Raw genomic sequence first — 18,542 nt, forward strand, 5'->3', positions numbered from 1 at the left:
AGCCCTTGGCGGCCAAACAAACCCTCCTTGCCGCTATGGTTCTGGATGGACAGATCATTGATGCCGACCTCGTCATGGGCGCAATCGATCAATGGCTGGCCGCGGCGGGGAGTGATCCGACGACAGCGTGGCACAAGCGGCAAAATACTTGGGAAATCGAGCCGTGGCTTGAGCTGCTGCCATTCACGACACGTCCAGATGCCGTGTTCGATGGCTTGACAAAGGTCAAGGCATTCTACGGCCGCGACTGGACGCAACGGTGGGAACGCGTGTTAACCGCGGTAGCCGCCGTGCCGGATGCAGCGGGTATAGCTCTGCTAACGAGCCTTGCACGCGCGCACAAGGATATCGCCGACGAGCATGCGTGGATGCAGGCGATCCTCAACCGAGGCACTCTCGAGTCCGTGCTCCTCTACGTCGATCTGTTTATCGAGCGCATCTTGGGGACTGAACCTCACGGTGCCGACGCGTGGCATGTCGGCCGCCAATTGGCGAAATATGCGCAAAGCCTTCCTGAGCTGAAGCCTCATTTGAGGAGGCGGTACGAGACGGTTGGCAACGGTCTAGGCCGGACGATGCTGGAGCATTTCTTTGGCGAAGCGGCAAGCGACGAAGATCTTCTTGCCATGGTCAAGAAGTACGCTGCGAACAGCCAGGCCTATGATGGGCAGATGGCGCGTGCCGTAGAAGCCGTGGCGGTTGACAAGGTGCCTGTCGCCGAAGGCTCGAATTCGTACAGCATCTATCCTGCTCCGGTAGGAAGTTTGCGCAAGGCGCTCTTCGATCTGCTCAACGGTTCGCCGACGGAAGCGACCATCGCGAAAAGATGCCTGGAGGCCATCGACAAGCTTCGGGATGAACATGGTATCGCAGCCAACGATACGCGGCACCCCGACGTGATGTCCGAGCGGCCATGGCCGCCCGATGTAGAGATTTCTTAGCGCCGCGCTGCGTGGAGCCGCCGTGGGTGCTGGCCAGCTCAACAGCGGCCCTGCCTGCCTTCGACTGCGGTCACCGAGACCTGGATGCTTGCCACTAGACCTGCGCCATTCTTCAAATCACCCGCAAAACGCTGTGGGTTGCCGGGATAGTAGCAATGACTGCGGCGAGTGGAAACGCCAGAGACTCAAGAGTCTCGCCTGAGACTGATTTCAGATCGACAACTGCCGTTTGTGAGCCGTTCTGAGTTCCTCCGCTCCCTGACCATGTCCATTCTGCGACGCAAGTGTCAGGTTTTTTCACGATTGTCGACGATCGAGACACTTACGGCGCGCATTGCTTCGAGCTCTACGGCGTTAGGACCTGGTTGGGGGGATTCTGGACCTACGTGATGGCGCACCAAGGTGCCCCGTCGTGGATGTCGCCGGTCGCCGTGAGCTTGGTACTCGCCGTCGTTTCCGTGCCCGCCAGCATTCTCGGCAACGAAGCCGCGCTGAAATTCGACCGCCACCGGGCCATCACGGCGGTGATGATCGCCTCCGCGTCGGGTGGCGGTGCTGATCGGTTTGAACGTCGGTGCGCCGGCGTGAGCTGTCGTTTCGAGAATGCGCTGACGTGCAGAAGTGCTTTTCCCCAGGTGGCAGCCTCGACCTGAGCCGCACTGCGATCACCGCACTGCCCGACAACCTGTCGGTCGGCGGCAACCTCTACCCGAACCAAATCGCGGTCACCTCAATTCCAAGCACGGCAAAGGTGAACGGCAAGGTCTACCGCATGAAAGCCGCCTAGCGAAATTGAAAGGCGCCTCCGGGCGCCTTTCTTCGTTGAGCAGCTTGCGGCGCAGCTAGCCGTGTCACTAGCCCGCCCAGCGGACTGACAGTCACGCACCGCGCCGCGAAGCGGGACGCAAGGCGATACGCGCCGCCCGGGCGGCTGGAGATGCTCCGGTCTTAGATTGACAAGTTAGGCGTGTACACCCATCTCCTGGAGCGACAATAGCCCTCAGGGAGCCGGGATGGCTTCGATCTATGCGCTATATTCCTGTCGTGACGGGGGAGTGCGGTACGTCGGATTGACGACCGGCACCACTGATCGGCGTTTCGACCAGCACCGCCGGGGGCCATACGACGGCATAGGCGTCGTGCGAAGCTGGATGCACGACGAATGGCGGGACGGCTTTCCGGTTCGCATCGCATTGCTGGAGCGGTGTGAATACAACGTCGTCGACGAACGCGAAACTCACTGGATCAACCTGTTCGACAATCTCTTGAACGAACGAAAATACTACCGGCCAAACCTGCCGGAGTCCTACAGAGCAAGGACGCCCAAAATCCCCAGCATCAATGCATACGTACGGAATCATAATTTCAACTCCGAGGGTAGACATGGTGTCCACTATCGGCACAGCATTGACATGTATTTTGTCCTCGTGCCGGATCGGCGCGAAGGCCTCCGCCCTTTGATTGGCGACGAGCTTCCCGGAGGGAGCCGACCGATGTGGTTTTCTGATCTGGCCCGGGCGCTCAACGCGCGCGACCGGTATCGCAGCTTTTTCCCAAAAGATCAGTGGCCGCGCGATCGACTATCCGTAGCAGCTTAGGCATTCTTAGCCGACCAAGGAACCTGTTCGCCGGTCGGCAGTAGCAGGGTTTGCTCGCCACCCAGCTCAATGTCGCGCTCATTCAACCCGGAAAACGGAGACCTTGCTTTCAGAGCTTCTATCGGCATTTGCAGTCGTGTCGTCATTAAGGAGCCCCATTTAGGTTCACGACCGCACTGTGATCGTCCTACTCTTCAGCTGCAATCGTCCAAAAGGGCAGCGCCGTCGCTACCTCTATCGCGCTTTGCCTGCGAGCCTTGTATTTTACCTTACCATCGACGAACTCGACCGGACCAAATACGGTGAACCAGTCCATGAGGGGGTGGGTGTCCATAATCGCAGGAACCGCGGCTATCAAACGATCAATGAGCCTGACATCGCCGTACTTCTCGACGTGCGCCAGCACAGAACACGCGACCTGATGCAGGTCCTGGCGCAACTCCATCAGCTCCGCGTTGAGCGCGCCAAAATCAAGCTTTTTGGGCAAGTCGCCGAGAGTGAACGGAGCGCCGAATTCCTGCTGCTGCACCCTCAGCAGACCCGTGTCTGTACGCCGGCGTTTGAAGTCGTCTATCAGCATCAGAATCGGTCGAGCATGGTTCATCTTTGTCACTTGGCTTCCCCCACCCTCACCAATCCGAGCCGGCCGCTGCTTTTTGGCGTAGTCATCGTAAAATCTTAAATGCGACAATGCGATTAACCCAGCTTTCGGAATCGATCGACCAATTGACCGTACCGAGCACCGTTTCCACCGGGAAAATGCTGACACCATGCAGCAAGGAATCGTTTTTCTAATTCCGGCCTCTTTTCACGCCGCAGAATGATGGCAATGCGCCAGGGATAGTACGGCGCGGGCACTTCACCCACCTTCAGATACCTGGCGAAGGACTCGGCAACGATGGCCGTCTGCTCGCCAAGATCGTTATCAATTGCTTTTAGATGATTTCGGAATTCGCCTTCATCCAGTGAAAGGAAGGCTGGTCCGGACGACGCTTGATTCCAGATTTCGCCGGTTGCAACCATTCGCTCGACCACAGCATGCTGGTTGGCGGACAAATCAGCGATCTCTTGACGGGACAGCGGAGGCATCTGCTCCATGCACTCGATCAGTACGAGCAGTGCATCGTAGTCGACTTCACTCGCCTTGGTTTCAGACACGATGGAAGGCCCCTTCTCTCCTCCCAACGAGGGCACCTCTATGCTTCAAGCGCATTGATGACCCTCAGCGTCCGGCGCACATAGCCCTTGAGTTCGGTGTCGTCGATCTGATCCGGCGTGGTGTCGTTGTTATCTTCGCCGTGATGATACTCCGCCGAATAACCATTGATTTGATCGAGCTCGTCATAAAGCGCCGCAGCCGGGTGGGTTGCGCCGCCCTCCCGTATCTTGCGCACCATGTCACCCAGCCAGTCATTATCCTGAAAAGAGCTGGGGAACGTGGTCCGGCAATAGGCCTCAAGCACCACCCGCATTTTGCGCACTATATCCAGCAGATTGCCCGATCCGTTCGACACGAAGCTGCGCAGGTCGTCGGTATCGGTGAGAGTTCGGCCCTGGCATGCCCTCTCTATGTCGACCTCCGCCAGCTTCGTTCCGAGCGCCCGGTGATCCGACAGCATGAAGCAGATGCGTTCGGACGAGGGCGCCCTCGCCCAGAGCTGTTTGAGAAAGGTGGGTCGTGCGAAAGGACAATCAGCTGCTTGCAGGCGCGCGCCACCCGCATGATTTCATGGCCTGTCTGCCGGCGCCGGTACACGTCCTGGCTGGTGAAGGGATCATCGAAGACGACGATCTTGTTAGCCAAGTCGGCATCCTGCTCCAGACCGGCCAGGAAGAACGATAGAGCCAGGGTCATCTTGTCCCCGGCACTCAGTGTATTCTTGAAGCTCGGCTGCGTTTCCGGGGTGCGGCTGCCACCAACATCAACGGGAGTACCGTTGATGACGAGCTGATACGAGGTGCTCGCTATCCCGCTTGGATAGCTATGGGTCGTTTGCGCGATCCTGAATCCGGCGTTGAACAGGTCGAGAAGCTCGTTGATGCGGTTCTGGTAAGGCGCAACGACAGTTCTTGTATGTTCGTTGAGTTCAGCCCGGATCGCGCCTCGTTCTTCATCAATGGCTGCCTTTTCCGCCACCAACCTGTTGTGTTCGTCGCACAGCGTCGAAACGGTCGGCGTATGGCGAGCCTTCACGGCCTGAAGATGACTTCGACGCTGCTTGGCCCCTTCGAGATCAGCCGTGCCGAGTTCCTGCTTCTTCGCGACGATCGTGGCATTCGCCCGCGCGATCTTTGCATTAAGTTCAGCCAGGTCCTCGAAAACCTTGCGATAGGCTTCAACGGCAGCTTCGCAAGTCGGCGGGACGTCAACCACCTCCAAGGGAGCGCGCGCCTTGCGATCAAGCAAGTCAAGCAGCTCTCGGCGAAGGTTTCGGACCGCGTCATCGAATGCCGGCGGCAGCTTGAGGCCGTCCCAGTCAAACGAAACGTATTCCTTCCAGAATTCGACGCCGGAATTGTTTCGCTCAGCCTTTGCGGCCTGGGTAGCGATGAAGCCTTCCCCAAAGTCCGACGTAATACGCTCGCGCAGAGCCGATACGTCGTTGTGCAGCCGAGCGTATTCGTCGCTGAAAACGGCGCGGAACGCTTTTACGAGCGGTAGCCCCGCGATCCCCTGCCCGCAAAAAGGACAGTCATCATTGGCTGTCATTCGGCCTGCAATATTGACCCCCTAAGCCGGGGGATCGGCGTCCAAAATTGACCCCCTACAGATTGGTCTGTTGCGCTGCCTGCTTTGGAACGAAGCAGGTGGTGGGGGATGCTGATCGTGGAGACGATTGCCCGGATCCGGCGCGAGCACTTCATCAAGGGCAAGACAATCAAGGAGATCGCCCGTGACCTGAAGGTGTCGCGGAACACGGTCCGGAAGGTGCTGAGGTCGGGAGAGACCTCCTTCGAGTACGAGCGGCAGGTGCAGCCGCGGCCAAAGCTGGGACGATGGGCAGTAGAGCTTGACGGATTGCTGGCGGCGAACGCGGCCAAATCGGCTCGTGAACAGCTGACGTTGATCCGGATCTTCGAAGAGCTGCGCGGCCGCGGCTATGACGGCGGTTACGATGCGGTGCGGCGTTACGCCAGGCGGTGGAGCAAAGAACGCGGGCAATCGACCGCGGCCGCTTATGTCCCGCTGAGCTTTGCCCCAGGCGAAGCCTATCAGTTCGACTGGAGCCACGAGGTGGTCTTGCTGAGCGGCACCACGGTAATGGTGAAGGCCGCCCATGTCCGGCTCTGCCACAGCCGCATGCTGTTCGTGCGGGCCTATCCGCGGGAGACGCAGGAGATGGTGTTCGACGCCCACGACCGGGCGTTCGCCCTGTTCAAAGGTACCTGCACCCGCGGCATCTACGACAACATGAAGACTGCCGTAGAGACGATCTTCGTCGGTAAAGGGCGTCTCTACAATCGCCGCTTCCTGCAGATGTGCAGCCACTATCTGGTCGATCCGGTCGCCTGCACGCCAGCGTCGGGCTGGGAGAAGGGGCAGGTCGAGAACCAGGTCGGGCTGGTCAGGGAACGCTTCTTCACGCCGCGGCTGCGGTTCAAAAACCTCGACGAGTTAAACGCCTGGCTGCTCGACAAATGCATCGCCTACGCCAAGGCTCATCGCCATCCGGAGCTGGTCGATCAGACGATCTGGGAAGTGTTCGAAGCCGAACGCCCCAAACTCGTTCCCTATGCCGGCCGCTTCGACGGCTTCCATGCGGTGACGGCATCGGTCTCGAAGACCTGCCTGGTGCGCTTCGACAACAACAAGTACTCGGTCGCAGCCAGCGCAGTCGGACGACCGGTCGAGGTTCAAGCCTATGCCGATCGCATCGTGATCCGTCAGGATGGATGCATCGTTGCCGAGCACCCGCGATCCTTTGGCCGCGGCGATACCGTCTACGACCCCTGGCATTATGTGCCGGTGCTCGCCCGCAAACCCGGCGCCTTGCGCAACGGTGCTCCCTTCAAAGACTGGGTGCTGCCGGCCGCGATCGAGCGGATCCGGCGCAAGCTTGCCAGCACCGACGATGGCAATCGGCAGATGGTCGACATCCTCAACGCGGTGCTGACTGACGGTCTGCCCGCGGTGGAAGCGGCCTGTGCCGAAGCGCTCGGTCATGGCGTCCATTCCGCCGATGTCGTGCTCAATATCCTGGCCCGTCAACGTGAACCCGCCCCACCGGCCAACATCATGACGCCGGCCGCACTGACGCTCCGTCATGCACCGATCGCCGATTGTGCCCGCTACGACAACCTCCGGAGGACCATCTGATGGAACGAACCCAAATCTTCGACCTCATGGGCGAACTGAAGCTCTACGGCATGAAGGCCGCCTTCGACGAGATCATGGCAACCGCCGTCAAGCGCCAGCACGAACCTCAGCGCATTGTCGGCGACCTGCTCAACGCCGAGATCAACGAGAAGCAAGCAAGGTCGATCAAATACCAGCTCACCATTGCCAAGCTGCCGCTTGCCAAGGACATCGCCGACTTCCAGTTCGACGGCACGCCGATCAATCAGACGCTCGTCAATGATCTCGCTGGCGGCGGCTTCATCGCCCAACAACGCAACGTCGTGCTGGTTGGCGGAACCGGCACAGGCAAGACCCACCTGGCCATTGCCATCGCCAGAAGCTGCATCCGATCCGGTGCCCGCGGCCGCTTCTTCAACGTAGTCGACCTCGTCAATCGCCTCGAGACCGAGACCCGCAACGGACGGCAAGGACGGCTCGCCGAGCATCTGACCCGGATGGACTTCATCGTGCTGGATGAACTCGGCTATTTGCCCTTCGCCCAGTCCGGTGGACAGCTTCTCTTCCACCTCGTCAGCCGGCTCTATGAGCGGGCCTCCATCATCGTGACCACCAATCTCGCCTTCGGCGAATGGCCGAGCGTGTTCGGCGACGCCAAAATGACCACCGCGCTGCTCGACCGATTGACCCATCACTGCGACATCGTCGAGACCGGCAACGACAGCTGGCGATTCAAGAGCCGAGACGACGATCACGCCACCCGCGCTCGTCTCGCCTCCGCTATCCCGGCCAGCTCCGACGAGACGAGCGCTACCAGCAAACCCCGCCGCACGAAGGGGTCAAAATTGGACGCCGATGAGGGGTCAAATTTGCAGGCCGATTGACACATTGGCGAAATTCAAGCCGGTCGACACCCAATTGCCGCCACCGTTCTTCATGTTGTGAGAGGCGAAGTGCTTTTCGATCATCCGCTCCGCATCATCAGCAATTCCATCAAGCGTTCGGCGCAGCGTTTCCCGTATTCCCGACGGAAACGTGTGAAGGTCGAACGTCGACAGTTCCGGGCGCGCAAGGATCGTGTCGATATGGGTAAGGGCTGCCACTTCGACTTCTTGCCTGTCAATCTCGGCGTCGATGTCCGCTTGAGGCTCCAGGTTCAGGAACGTCTCAAGTGACATTCCCGTGCCGAGATGAGGCTGCAAGCTCCTCGTTGAAGCAGAAATCTCGGTTCGTTCGGGCGCGACTGTCTGCGGCAAGCTCGGAATCACGTTCGGCCAGCCCGACCCCGGCGCTTCCTACGATGATCCGGTAGAGGTTGCGCTTCTGGGCGACATCGACGACTTCACCGGCGTGAACGTTCTCTGCGACAAAGACGCCATCAAAGATGCTGAAGGAGGGTTTGGCTTCGCTCCAGCGCCCCCCATCGAACCGGATGACCCCGGTATCAAACAGAAGCTCGACCTTGCTGGCCTCCGTGATCCCGAGCGATTTTCGGCCGATGAGTTGATCGGGCTGCCCGGTGTGAAGGGAGCGTAGGACGGCACACAGCGTGCTTTTGCCAAACCCGTTGGCGCCCGAAATGAACGTATGCTTGAACAATTGTGGGTTTGGTGAACCCGCGGAATTACGAAACCGCCCGATATTCTTGATGGAAATAAACTTCGTCAGCATTCATGCCCCCTTGAATGCCCTGACTCTAGGTTGTAGCCGGGCGCAAATAAAGCCGAGCTATAACCTGCTCAACAATTTCCTTGAAGAGGACGAAAGGCTGAGGCCCTGCAGATGGCGAGCGGCTGCTGAACTACGTCCGCGTTTCTCCACTCAAAGCTTCGAGGCTACCCTCGACAGCCTCAACCACCTTGGCTTTGGTCATCTCCTTCTGCGCCACGGCGATTCCCGCATTCATCATCGAAACCCCTAGCAGGCCCGCCGGAATGCCCTGGTTGACCATCATCGTGCCCTGCGCTGTCATGAACTGAGCGAGCACAGTCAGCGTTGCCGGATAAGCCGGGTGCCTCCGCCGCTCCTCGTCGATCAGCTGGAGCATGGCGTTCTCGGTGTAGTCTTGGATCGCTGCTCCCAACAGCGCGGCTATCAGGTTGTCGGTGGGAATCCCGCACTTTCTGAGTACATCAGCCATGTAGAGAAACTGCCGTTGCAGGGCTGCCGTCTTTTCCTGGCTGTCCAGGGCTTCCAGTTCCTTGATTGATGCAGACGTCGACATCACCGGAAACGGCACGTCTCTCAGTTCAAAATTGACACTCGGCATCGCTATCTCCTCGATGGAAACTGCAACTCGATGATCCTCGGCCAGTCCGTCATCTTTGGGCAACGCGTCTGTCCGCATACGAACGGCAGTGCCCTTTCGTCCACATGATCAAGCTCACCGAGGCGCGCAGCATCACGCCCTACAAGTGGTGGCTGCATCCGACCGAAGTACGCTAGGACTAAGCTCTTCAGAGCCGCCAGGATCTCCGCCGCCGAAAGGCTCGGCCCGACATGAAAAAAGGAGGCTGCATTATCCGCTCTTGCGCTGCTCGCAGGCGCTGGGCAAAGCCGGTCACGATATCTCGCGCAGGCAGCAATTGGGGCTGGCTGGAAGTCGCGAGCATAAAGTACTCGCGCGGCATTTGAACGACCACCGCATATCTTCCCGCGCGCCCGGGAAGCAAGCACCACAGTGCGTCTTTGGTGCCATCAGGAGCCACGTCTTCGCCGATCCCACGAAAATCGAAGATAACAGGAGCTGAGCTCTCAACCCAAAGCGGGGAAAAGCACTCTTCTGGGAAGTCCAGAAGGAAATACCCCTGATAGTCTGTGGTTCGCAGGTTGGCCTTGTTTTTCAGAAACCGGGAATAATCCCGTTGCAGGCGGGTGCCGTCGACGACCCAAACCATGTTGCCGTAAAAGCGCTCGCGCGCGGTCTGCTCTAGCGGGTTGAGGTGCGAATGTTGGAACTCGATGACCAGGCCATGCTCGGTCCGCACATCCGCGATGTGCTTCTCCCCAGATTGCCCGTCATGCTGGATGAACTCCTGCCACTCAGTGGGAAATTTGTTCTTCCAGGCCCGATGCCATTCGGTTTCGGGTTCTATCCAGGAATCGCAATTCCTAATGGCCTTATGCGCCCAATGAGGAATCCGTGCGAGGCGCACTTGGCTATCACGTAGCTTTCGCACCTTGGGCACGATCCAAGCCCTTGAGGAAAGGCCTCAACGCGTTGGCCATCTACCAGAGCGAATTTCATGTTTCACATCGCCTTTCAGTGATTGGTAGGGTGCACCTCACCGAACCTCTTTGGCTAGAGGAAACGATGACTGAAGACGGCGAAAGGCCGGAAACGAGCGAGCAATGACAGACATCTTCAAATTCTGGTCGATGATCGGCAAAGCCGACACGATCCATCCGCTGGACCGCCCGGTCTTTGCGCGCCTCAATGACTCGCACGGCTTTGATCTGAGGTGTCTGCCGGCCAAGTTCGGCGGGAAACTGCGGACGGCTCCGATTGTGCTGCTCTATCTGTCGCCCGGGTTCTCGGAAACCGACGTCAAGATCGCCAGATCGAAGGAAGGACAGGAGCGGTACGTCAAGCAGCGCACCGGTAGGCTCGGGTTCACCGACCATCACCCGGAAGCCGCCAGATGGCGCAGAGAGCGCCTGGCGTGGCTGGGCGAACCGGAAGTCATCAAGGACAAGGTCGCCATCGCCAACATCGGGGCTTACCACTCGCGCACCTTCACCGATCATCATGTTCTCGCCGCCCTTCCCTCCAGCCGGGCAATGCTCGACTGGGCGCAATCAATCCTGTTTCCACAGGCAGAGCGGGGTGAGCGCATGGTCGTCTGCCTGAGGGCCGCTAATTTCTGGGGACTTGAAGCCGGGCGTCGGTATGGCAAGGCGCTGTTCGCGCCGCAGACGACGCGCAGCGGTCATATGCGACGAGGAAAACTGCGCGACGACATCGAGCGGACGGCCAGGCGCTACGTCTAGGGCCGGCACATTTCGAGCTGTTGCGTGATGGGGTTGGCGCGGAACGTGTAGTAGTGCGCCGCGTCACATACTTCGTTGCCGGTATTGTTGAGTGCCAGCGTGCCAGAGATTCGTACCGTCCCGCTCGTCTGCTCGGCTATCATGTTGACGCTGCCGCTGACGATGCGGTCGCCGGCGCTACCGGCGCCCGTGATGCTCACGCCGTTCACCGACTAGTAGCGCTGATGGTGCCGGAGACCTCGAGTGGGGCAGTGGGGCTGTATGTATTATTGCCAAAGCCGATGGCCGTGTAGCTGCTTAGAATACTCGTCCCAGAAACAACGAGGGTCGCCGAAGGTGAGCTGCTCGTGGTTCCCACCTCCATGCCGCCCGCAAACATGCCCAGACCGTCTGCACGGATCTTTGCTCTCAGGCTTCCAGCCGCAATACCTTCAAAGAAGACATTCGCGCTGCCAGTGGGATTATCGGTTAGTGCCTGGAACATGGCGCTTCCGTAAGAGTACCCCGCGCCGGATTGGCGGGCGGTGAAGAATGGGCCCCCGTAGGAGGAGGCGATGTGAGCAAAGCCGATGGTTGACGAGGTTGAACTCCCCAGCAGCGTAATTTGCAGCGGCGCCGCAGGAGCGGCCGTGCCGATGCCGACGTAGCCGTTCGTGCCGTTGATATAGAAAGCTGGGTTGCTCACCGAGTTGGTGTTGCTGGCCGTCGTCACCATCACGCTGCCACTGACATGAAGAGTCGCGCTGGGAATTGTATTAGAAGCAGTCCCCACGCCGAGATTACCACCCCCCGCGTTAATAACGAAGTGAGAGTTGGTGGTGCGGTTGATGTGGAAGATGCCATTTAGTCGGTCAATCCAGCCACCTTGCGAGTCGATTTTCCATATCCGTGAGTTGGTTGTATTCGCGAGAATAATTTGCGGCACTGCCACTCCATTTAAGTAAATTCCGGTAGTGCTGATAGTCCCAGTTGTGCTTATGCCGATGGTGACGAGGCCGCGGGCCGGATCAAACCAACCGGTATTGATGCCGCTCTGCGTAAGCGACACATAACCTGTGTCGCTTACGGCTAGCATCGAGGTCGTACCGCTGATGATGCGGTCGGTGCTCGCGGCGCCGACGTTGGTTAGGCCAGAGCCATCGCCAATAAACTTGCTTGCTGACAGATTGCCGCTGACGCTGACATCTCCGGCCGTGGTCAGGCTCGGCGCCCAGGTCGGGCAGCCAATGTCGCCCGGTCGCGAGTGGTCGCCAATACAAAGCCGGTTGGTATTGTTGCCTAGCGTCGAGGAGATGGTGGCTATGTTGCCCCAGTCCGCCGCCACGGCAGAGCCAGCCACAGAGGCCAGCAACAAACCGAGCAACATAGAGCGCATGCTCCACAATACGGCGTGACCGGCCAGGCTGTATCGCCAGCCGTCTAGTGACGAAACGCTGCTTCGGGGAGCGAGCCGTCTGCCAATCCGTTCGTGAAGCGATGTTCGGTGTAGGCCCGCCACTCGGCGGATGCTTCTGTCTTTAGACGCTCGAAAAAACTCACGATCTTTTCGCCTCGCTTGCCCCTCCATGAACGTCTTTGGCTCGCCGATAGCGCATTGCGAACCGGGTCCATGCGACCTTTACAGGCCGCCGCGTTCAGCCGGGGGAATTCGCTTGCCGTCAGTCGCTGGGCTGTCGGGACTGACTCGCGCCCACGTTATCACCGCCACAAATCGCGTAGGCCTCGGGAGCAAATTCGTCAGGTTGAGTGATGTCGCAAACCTATGACCCCGTCATTACGAATTTAGAACCAGACTGCGTTTCCGTCACCGCGGTAGCTACATGGTAGCTAGCAATCATGGGCTTCGGGCGAAGGCTAGGATAAGTCATTGATTTCGCTGGTACAGTTGGGTGGGCTCGAACCACCGACCTCCTGTTCCACAGACAGGCGCTCTAACCAACTGAGCTACAACTGCATCCTGACGCAACGCCCCAACCCGAAGGGGGGCGGCGATTTCGGGCGGAAACTAGGTGCAACGCCGCGCTTTGGCAAGGCTTTAACGCGGGCTTTCGGCCCGCATTTCACGCCGTTGGATAACCGATTTTCAAGCAAAAAGGCCCGGACCGCCTTGGCCCGGGCCTTTCGCTGGTCTCTTGCAAGCTAAGATCAGGCAGCCGGCTTGTAGAACTTCGAGGCGTTGGCCTTGATCGGCTCGGCGGCCTCAGCGGCGACTTTCTGGCCGAGCTCGGCCAGTTCCTTGGCCTGCGCGGTGTAGGTCTCGAACTGCTTGCGGGCTTGCGACGTCCACAGCTCGACCGCTTCGGTCGGCGACTTCACGCTGAACAGCTCCTGGGCGAAGTCGAGCGACGAGGTGGTGTTGGCCTTGAAGAACTCGATCAGCTTGGCCGAATACTCGCTGGCGCCCTTGCTCACCGAGGTGAACACGGCCTCGACGGTCGAATTGTGGGTCTCGGCGGCGTCCTTGAATTTGGCGTAGCTGTCGCGGGCCTGCAGCACGCCCTTTTCAGCGAACGCACGCATCTGCTCGGGGACCTCGAACGGGATGATCGAGGCGGAAAACGGATCGGACGGGTTGGTCATACGTGTAATCCTTCGCAACGGGTGAGTAGATGTGACCATTGCGGACGCCCCGGAGCCAAAGAGGCCGGGAGCGCTGAAATGGATCACGCTGCCTTCGATTCACGGGAGTGCCCTTTTTGTTGGGCGCGCCTAATAAACACCCATATCATGTCAATTTTGTGCAACGCAACGTAAGATCGTGTGCGACGCGTTATTTTTATGTGGCGAAATATAGGGGTACCGCGGCCGACCGAGGCTGGGTGCACCAAGGTCGGCTGCGGTCCAGCCGCCGTCAGTTCTCCGTCAGTTCTTGGGCTTGACCGCATCCATCGCGGCGCGGCTGACGGCCTGCCCCATCTCGCTGGCCTGCTCGGCGAGCGAGCGCATCTGGCCCTGCACATATTCGCTGTGCAGCCTCATGACCTCGTTGAGGTCGTTGGCCTTGAGCAGCGACTGGGCGTAGTCCAGCGACGACTGCACGTTCCTTTCCGCATATGACAGCGCCTTGGCGGAAAGGTCCTTGGCGCCGGCCCGCATCTCCGCGTTGCGCTCCTCGATCTTGCCAGCGGTGTCCCTGGCGTTGGTCACGAACTGCTCGAACGCCTTGCGCGCCTGATCAAAGCTCGCCTCAGCCATCGATCGCATGTCCTTGGGGATTTCGAATTTGGGAATCTCGAAATGGTCACGCGCGTTGTCGCTCATGGTCGTTCTCCCTCGCTTGGTGATCGGCCCGCCGGTTGGCTCCGATGGCCTGCGGCAGGTTATATCGCGGACTGCAATCGCAGGTGTGACGCGGAGCCGCCCTGGTTCCGCAATCACGCGCCGCGCAGCAGCCTATGCTCGACAACGCCAAACGGCGGTGGATCGTTCAGCCAAGTTAACGTTATCCCGGCTTTGGCTGACGCAGGCTGGCTCGGGACATGGACCTGCCGCCCCCCAGTTGCGATACTAACCTTCTGTTAAGGCTGTCGTCCTGCGGCTGCCGGCCCCCTCGGCAAAGCTAAGGAAGAAAGCCCAACCCATGCGGTCAAATCTGGCGTGATGAGCGACGCGGAATTCCAGATCCAGGCACTCGGCGATGTGAGGCTGATGGATCATGCGACGAGCGCCCAGCCGGCATGGCTGTGGTCGGCTGACGGCGCACGGATCCTGTGGGCCAATCCGGTCGGGGTGCAGGTATTCGGTGCCGCCAATGGCGCCGAATTGGCAAAGCGCGCCTTCGGCCCGGCCGATCCGCATCGTCGTCAGGTCGCCCGCCTCGGCCGCAGCCTCGCCGCGACCGGCGCCATCAGGCTGGAGCGGCTGCCCGGGTTTGGCGCGGCACCCGGAATGCTCGGGACCTGCGGCTGCGCGCGGCTCGAGCTGTCAGACGGCAGCCACGGCATCCTGGTGTCTGCGCTCAATGCCGGCGGCCGCGGCATGACACTTGCCGAGCGATTGCTGCGGCTGGTGCAGGGGCTAGACCGGCCGGCGGCCGCCTTCAACGGCGACGGACTTTTGATCGCAGCCAATGAGGCGGCGCGGCCGCTGCCCGGCCTGCACGATCTCACCGAGGCCGGCCTCGATGCCGCGCGCGGCGAGGCGCTGGCGCAGGGCCGCGCGTCGGCCAGCACAGCTATCGGCCGCGTCGCGCTGCAGCGGATCGGCTGCGGCGCCGATCGCGCGCTGGTCGCGCTGATCAAGCCGGCGCCACATCTCGCCGCAAAACCGGCGGCGCCGATCGTGCCCGAGCCGGTTGCGCCGGTGACAGCAGCACCGGAAACGCCAGCGCCCGCGGCAGCGACGCCGCAAGAGGCAGCGGCAGTGGAGCCGCCGCCAGCGCCGGCCGTTGTCGAACAACCTGTTGCGCAGGACGAAGCCGCCGCGCCGGCCAGCGAAGCGCCGGCCACCATCACGCTGTTCGATGCGCTGGATCCGCAGCCCGGAGAAGCAGCCACAGCCGAGCCGATCATCAGCGTGGCCGAATCCGAGCCCGCGGACGCCGCTCTATCTCTCGCCGCGCCAGAACAGGCGCACGCAGAGACAGCGCCCGTCGAGGCCGCGGCCTTCGACACAACGCCTGCTGAAACTCCCGCCGTCGAGGAGCCGCTGTCGGAAGCGCTCATCGAGATGCCCGCTGAGGCGCAGGCCGAACAGCCCGCGGATGTTGCGACGTCTCCCGCGCCAGCAGAACAGGCGCACGCAGAGACAACGCCGGTCGAGACTGCGGCTTTCGGCACCGCGCCTGACGAAACTCCCGCCATCGAGGAGCCGCTGTCGGACGCGCTGATCGAGGTGCCCGCTGAGGCGCAGATCGAACAGCCTGCGGATGTTGCGACGTCTCCCGCGCCAGCAGAACAGACGCACGTCGAGCCGGCGCCGGTCGTCGAGCCCGCGCATCTCGACACCGCGTCAGCCGACACTTCCACCATCGAGGAGCCGCTGTCGGAAGCGCTGATCGAGGTGCCCGCTGAGGCGCAGGTCGAACCGCCTGCGCCTGCCCCCCCGCGCGATCTCGAGGGGACGGCAACCGCGCCGGCCGCCGCGATATCATCCCCGCCGGCCGATCACGCGCCCTCGCCCTACGCGATCGCGGATGCGCCCCTTCCGCCGCCCGCCGCCGAGCCGGAGCCCGCGACGCAGGCGGCGGTGAAGCCATCATGGCTCGACGAACCCTTGCCGGTACGGCGGCATCCGCTGCGCTTCATGTGGCAGATGGACCATGAGGCGCGCTTCTCGCTCGGCTCCGACGAATTCACCCGCCTGATCGGCCTGCACACTGCCGCCGGCTTCGGCCGGCTGTGGAGCGACATCGCCGCGAGCTTTGGCCTCGATCCCGAGGGCCGCGTCATGCAGGCGTTCGCCAGCCACGACACCTGGAGCGGCATCACGCTGCATTGGCCGGTCGACGGCGGCGGCCGGCTGCCGGTGGAACTGTCCGGCCTGCCGGTGTTCGACCGCAACCGGAATTTCGCCGGCTATCGCGGCTTTGGTGTGTGTCGCGACCTCGACGGGCTTGCGCGACTCGCAGCAATGCGCCGCTATGAGTTCTTCAGCGGCGCGATCGCGCCGCAATCCTTGTCGGCCGATGTCGCGCCTGCGCCGCGCACCGATGCGCCGCCCGGGCCCGCCGCCCCGCCGCATGACAATCCTCCGCCGCACGCGGAGCCGCCGCCCGACACGACCGCAGCCGCACCACTCGAGGAATTGACCGAGCCGACAGCAACAAAGACTTCACACCAAGCCGATCCGGATCACGCCGTGGAAACGAACGAGGAAACGCGCGAAGTGCGTCACGACCCGCCACCGAACGTGGTGCAGTTCCGCCCCGCCGGCGACACCCGGCCGCCGTCGCTGACGCCGGTCGAGAACAACGCCTTCAACGAGCTCGCCCGCCAATTGTCGGCGCGGCTCGAGAGCGAGGCGGGGCTCACCGCGACAACGAATGAGAGCGCCGCCGCGGAGCCGGTTCCCGAGGAGCCCGACCCGACCGAGCCGCCACAGGAGGCGACGCCGCAGCAAGAGACGGTCGCGCAGCAAGCGCCGCCGACCGACCCGCAAAAGGCCAGCTGGCTCGCTGCGGCCGAGCCGGCGCCGCGCGCCGACTCCCGGCGCGACCGCGCGCTGCTCGATCTTTTGCCGGTCGGCATCCTGATCTACCGGCTCGACCGCCTGCTCTATGCCAACCACGCCTTCCTCACCCGCGTGGGCTATGACAGCCTGCACGGGCTGGAAGCTGCTGGCGGGCTCGACGCGCTCTATGTCGAGCCAGGCGTCTCGCAGGCGAGCAGCACCTCCGGGACCGGCACGCCGGTCACGATCTCGGCGAACCAGAACGGCGGCAGCGACGCAGAGTCGGTATCTGCGGAAGCGCGGCTGCACACCATCACCTGGGACGATGATTCCGCGCTGGCGCTGATCTTCTCGCGCACACTTGAGGAAGATGCCGCGGTCGCCGCCGCGCTGCCCGATCCCGAGCCGGCAGCGATCGCGGAGCCGGTGCTGGCGCCGCCAGAGCCGCAGGCCGGCCACGCCGACGCCGAGGAGCTCGGCGCGATCCTCGACACCGCGGCCGAGGGCATCATCATGTTCGATGCCGAGGGCAACATCCATTCCTGCAACCGAAGCGCCGAGGCACTGTTCGGCTATGACGGCGACGAGTTCATCGCGCACAACCTCGCCGATTTGTTTGCGCCGGAGAGCCAGCACGGCATCCTCGACTATCTCGCCAGCGTGAAATCGGCCGGCGTCGCCAGCCTGCTCGACCACGGCCGTGAGACGCTCGGCCGCGTCCGCCAGGGCGGCATCATCCCGCTGTCGGTGACGATGGGCCGCACCCGCGCCGACGGGCCGAACTTCTTCGCCGTGTTCCGCGATCTCTCGCAGGCCAAGCGAAGCGAGGTCGAGCTGCGCGAGGCGCGACGGCTCGCCGAACGCGCGGGGAACGCCAAGACCGACATGCTGGCGCGGATCAGCCATGAGCTCCGCACCCCGCTCAACGCCATCATCGGCTTTTCCGAGGTGATGATCGGCGAACGGTTCGGAGCGCTCGGCAACGAGCGCTATGTCGAATACATGAAGGACATCCGCGCCTCCGGCGAGCGGGTGATCGCGATCGTCAACGACCTGCTCGACCTGTCGCGGATCGAGACCGGCAAGCTCGACCTCGCCTTCTCCAACCAGAACCTCAACGAGATGGTGGAGAGCTGCGTCGCGGTGATGCAGCCGCAGGCCAACCGCGAGCGCATCATCATCCGCACCTCGCTCGCGCACACGCTGCCGCCTGTGGTCGCCGACGCCCGCGCGCTGCGCCAGATCACGCTGAACCTGATCGGCAACTCGATCCATCTCGCCAATGCCGGCGGCCAGGTGATCGTCTCGACCGCGCTGTCGGATTTCGGCGAGGTGATGCTGCGCGTGCGCGACACCGGCCAAAGCCTCAACGACAACGAGGTCGCCGCCGCGCTCGAACCGTTCCGCGCGCCGACGCCGTCGGATCAGGCCGGCTCCGGCGGCGTCAGCCTGTCGCTGACCAAGGCGCTGGTCGAAGCGAACCGCGCCAAGTTCCAGATCAAGACCGGCGGCCGCACCGGCACGCTGATCGAGATCGTGTTCTCCCACGCCACCGCAAGGGCGTGAGGGGGGCAAGTGCGTGCAGCTGATGTCTTCAGCGCGCGT

The 18,542-nt window shown here is 61.8% G+C and carries 18 protein-coding genes, 1 tRNA gene and 3 pseudogenes; 8 read left to right on the forward strand and 14 right to left on the reverse strand.

What is annotated here, in order from left to right:
- The first annotated feature begins 5 nt into the window (after positions 1-5).
- From V5279_RS39165 to V5279_RS39180, 4 genes and pseudogenes are all read left to right on the forward strand, one after another.
- On the forward strand, positions 6-941 hold the full coding sequence (locus V5279_RS39165) for a hypothetical protein (RefSeq protein WP_338692220.1): 936 nt from the start codon (positions 6-8) through the stop codon (positions 939-941).
- 323 nt (positions 942-1,264) lie between these two features.
- Positions 1,265-1,526 (forward strand): annotated as a pseudogene (locus tag V5279_RS39170) (MFS transporter); the annotation flags it as partial.
- Positions 1,527-1,554: 28 nt separating this feature from the next.
- Complete coding sequence (locus tag V5279_RS39175; protein WP_338692221.1) at positions 1,555-1,728, forward strand: hypothetical protein; 174 nt, start codon at positions 1,555-1,557, stop codon at positions 1,726-1,728.
- 226 nt (positions 1,729-1,954) lie between these two features.
- The gene (locus tag V5279_RS39180) at positions 1,955-2,539 is read left to right on the forward strand and encodes a GIY-YIG nuclease family protein (RefSeq protein WP_338692222.1); all 585 of its coding nucleotides are present in this window, start codon (positions 1,955-1,957) and stop codon (positions 2,537-2,539) included.
- Between the two features lie 187 nt (positions 2,540-2,726).
- Here V5279_RS39180 and V5279_RS39185 read toward each other — a convergent pair whose 3' ends face one another.
- The 4 genes from V5279_RS39185 to V5279_RS39200 all read right to left on the reverse strand — a co-directional run bounded on the left by V5279_RS39185 (position 2,727) and on the right by V5279_RS39200 (position 5,249).
- Positions 2,727-3,152, reverse strand: a complete 426-nt coding sequence (locus V5279_RS39185; protein ID WP_338692223.1) for a hypothetical protein — start codon at positions 3,150-3,152, stop codon at positions 2,727-2,729.
- An 83-nt stretch (positions 3,153-3,235) separates the two neighbouring features.
- Positions 3,236-3,697, reverse strand: coding sequence for a hypothetical protein (locus V5279_RS39190; RefSeq protein ID WP_338692224.1), 462 nt, complete (start codon positions 3,695-3,697; stop codon positions 3,236-3,238).
- Between the two features lie 38 nt (positions 3,698-3,735).
- Complete coding sequence (locus V5279_RS39195) at positions 3,736-4,158, reverse strand: hypothetical protein (protein ID WP_338692225.1); 423 nt, start codon at positions 4,156-4,158, stop codon at positions 3,736-3,738.
- The gene (locus V5279_RS39200) at positions 4,107-5,249 is read right to left on the reverse strand and encodes an AAA family ATPase (protein ID WP_338692226.1); all 1,143 of its coding nucleotides are present in this window, start codon (positions 5,247-5,249) and stop codon (positions 4,107-4,109) included. Before V5279_RS39200 ends, V5279_RS39195 begins: the two co-directional genes overlap by 52 nt.
- 108 nt (positions 5,250-5,357) lie before the next feature.
- On the opposite strand from V5279_RS39200, the pseudogene istA reads away from it, so the two are divergent.
- Positions 5,358-6,848 (forward strand): annotated as a pseudogene (gene istA, locus V5279_RS39205) (IS21 family transposase); the annotation flags it as partial.
- A gap of 8 nt (positions 6,849-6,856) precedes the next feature.
- Positions 6,857-7,720 carry an IS21-like element helper ATPase IstB gene (gene istB / locus V5279_RS39210; protein WP_338687724.1) on the forward strand — a complete coding sequence of 288 codons (864 nt, stop codon included), beginning with the start codon at positions 6,857-6,859 and terminating at the stop codon, positions 7,718-7,720.
- On the opposite strand, the gene V5279_RS39215 is transcribed toward istB, so the two are convergent.
- The 4 genes from V5279_RS39215 to V5279_RS39230 all read right to left on the reverse strand — a co-directional run bounded on the left by V5279_RS39215 (position 7,700) and on the right by V5279_RS39230 (position 10,024).
- Positions 7,700-8,014 (reverse strand): hypothetical protein, encoded by a 315-nt coding sequence (locus V5279_RS39215; protein WP_338692227.1) that lies wholly within the window; start codon positions 8,012-8,014, stop codon positions 7,700-7,702. The genes istB and V5279_RS39215 overlap by 21 nt on opposite strands.
- Positions 8,004-8,507, reverse strand: a complete 504-nt coding sequence (locus V5279_RS39220) for a hypothetical protein (RefSeq protein WP_338692228.1) — start codon at positions 8,505-8,507, stop codon at positions 8,004-8,006. Before V5279_RS39220 ends, V5279_RS39215 begins: the two co-directional genes overlap by 11 nt.
- A gap of 130 nt (positions 8,508-8,637) precedes the next feature.
- On the reverse strand, positions 8,638-9,168 hold the full coding sequence (locus tag V5279_RS39225) for a hypothetical protein (RefSeq protein ID WP_338692229.1): 531 nt from the start codon (positions 9,166-9,168) through the stop codon (positions 8,638-8,640).
- A gap of 124 nt (positions 9,169-9,292) precedes the next feature.
- Positions 9,293-10,024 (reverse strand): competence protein, encoded by a 732-nt coding sequence (locus V5279_RS39230; protein WP_338692230.1) that lies wholly within the window; start codon positions 10,022-10,024, stop codon positions 9,293-9,295.
- Positions 10,025-10,187: 163 nt separating this feature from the next.
- On the opposite strand from V5279_RS39230, the gene V5279_RS39235 reads away from it, so the two are divergent.
- Positions 10,188-10,826, forward strand: a complete 639-nt coding sequence (locus V5279_RS39235; RefSeq protein WP_338692231.1) for a hypothetical protein — start codon at positions 10,188-10,190, stop codon at positions 10,824-10,826.
- Here the strand turns inward: V5279_RS39235 and V5279_RS39240 are convergent.
- From V5279_RS39240 to V5279_RS39265, 6 genes and pseudogenes are all read right to left on the reverse strand, one after another.
- On the reverse strand, positions 10,823-11,026 hold the full coding sequence (locus V5279_RS39240) for a hypothetical protein (RefSeq protein ID WP_338692232.1): 204 nt from the start codon (positions 11,024-11,026) through the stop codon (positions 10,823-10,825). The genes V5279_RS39235 and V5279_RS39240 overlap by 4 nt on opposite strands.
- 5 nt (positions 11,027-11,031) lie before the next feature.
- Positions 11,032-12,192, reverse strand: a complete 1,161-nt coding sequence (locus tag V5279_RS39245; protein WP_338692233.1) for a hypothetical protein — start codon at positions 12,190-12,192, stop codon at positions 11,032-11,034.
- 56 nt (positions 12,193-12,248) lie between these two features.
- Positions 12,249-12,365: pseudogene (locus V5279_RS39250) on the reverse strand (thiaminase II); the annotation flags it as partial.
- 338 nt (positions 12,366-12,703) lie between these two features.
- A tRNA-His gene (locus V5279_RS39255) sits at positions 12,704-12,780 on the reverse strand.
- Between the two features lie 191 nt (positions 12,781-12,971).
- Complete coding sequence (locus V5279_RS39260; protein WP_029085550.1) at positions 12,972-13,406, reverse strand: phasin; 435 nt, start codon at positions 13,404-13,406, stop codon at positions 12,972-12,974.
- A gap of 282 nt (positions 13,407-13,688) precedes the next feature.
- Complete coding sequence (locus V5279_RS39265) at positions 13,689-14,087, reverse strand: phasin family protein (RefSeq protein ID WP_166302807.1); 399 nt, start codon at positions 14,085-14,087, stop codon at positions 13,689-13,691.
- Positions 14,088-14,426: 339 nt separating this feature from the next.
- Between V5279_RS39265 and V5279_RS39270 the strand changes: the two genes are divergently transcribed.
- Positions 14,427-18,503, forward strand: coding sequence for a PAS domain-containing protein (locus V5279_RS39270; RefSeq protein WP_338692234.1), 4,077 nt, complete (start codon positions 14,427-14,429; stop codon positions 18,501-18,503).
- Positions 18,504-18,542 lie beyond the last annotated feature (39 nt).

The organism is Bradyrhizobium sp. 26S5 (assembly GCF_036923295.1).
Lineage (GTDB): Bacteria > Pseudomonadota > Alphaproteobacteria > Rhizobiales > Xanthobacteraceae > Bradyrhizobium > Bradyrhizobium septentrionale.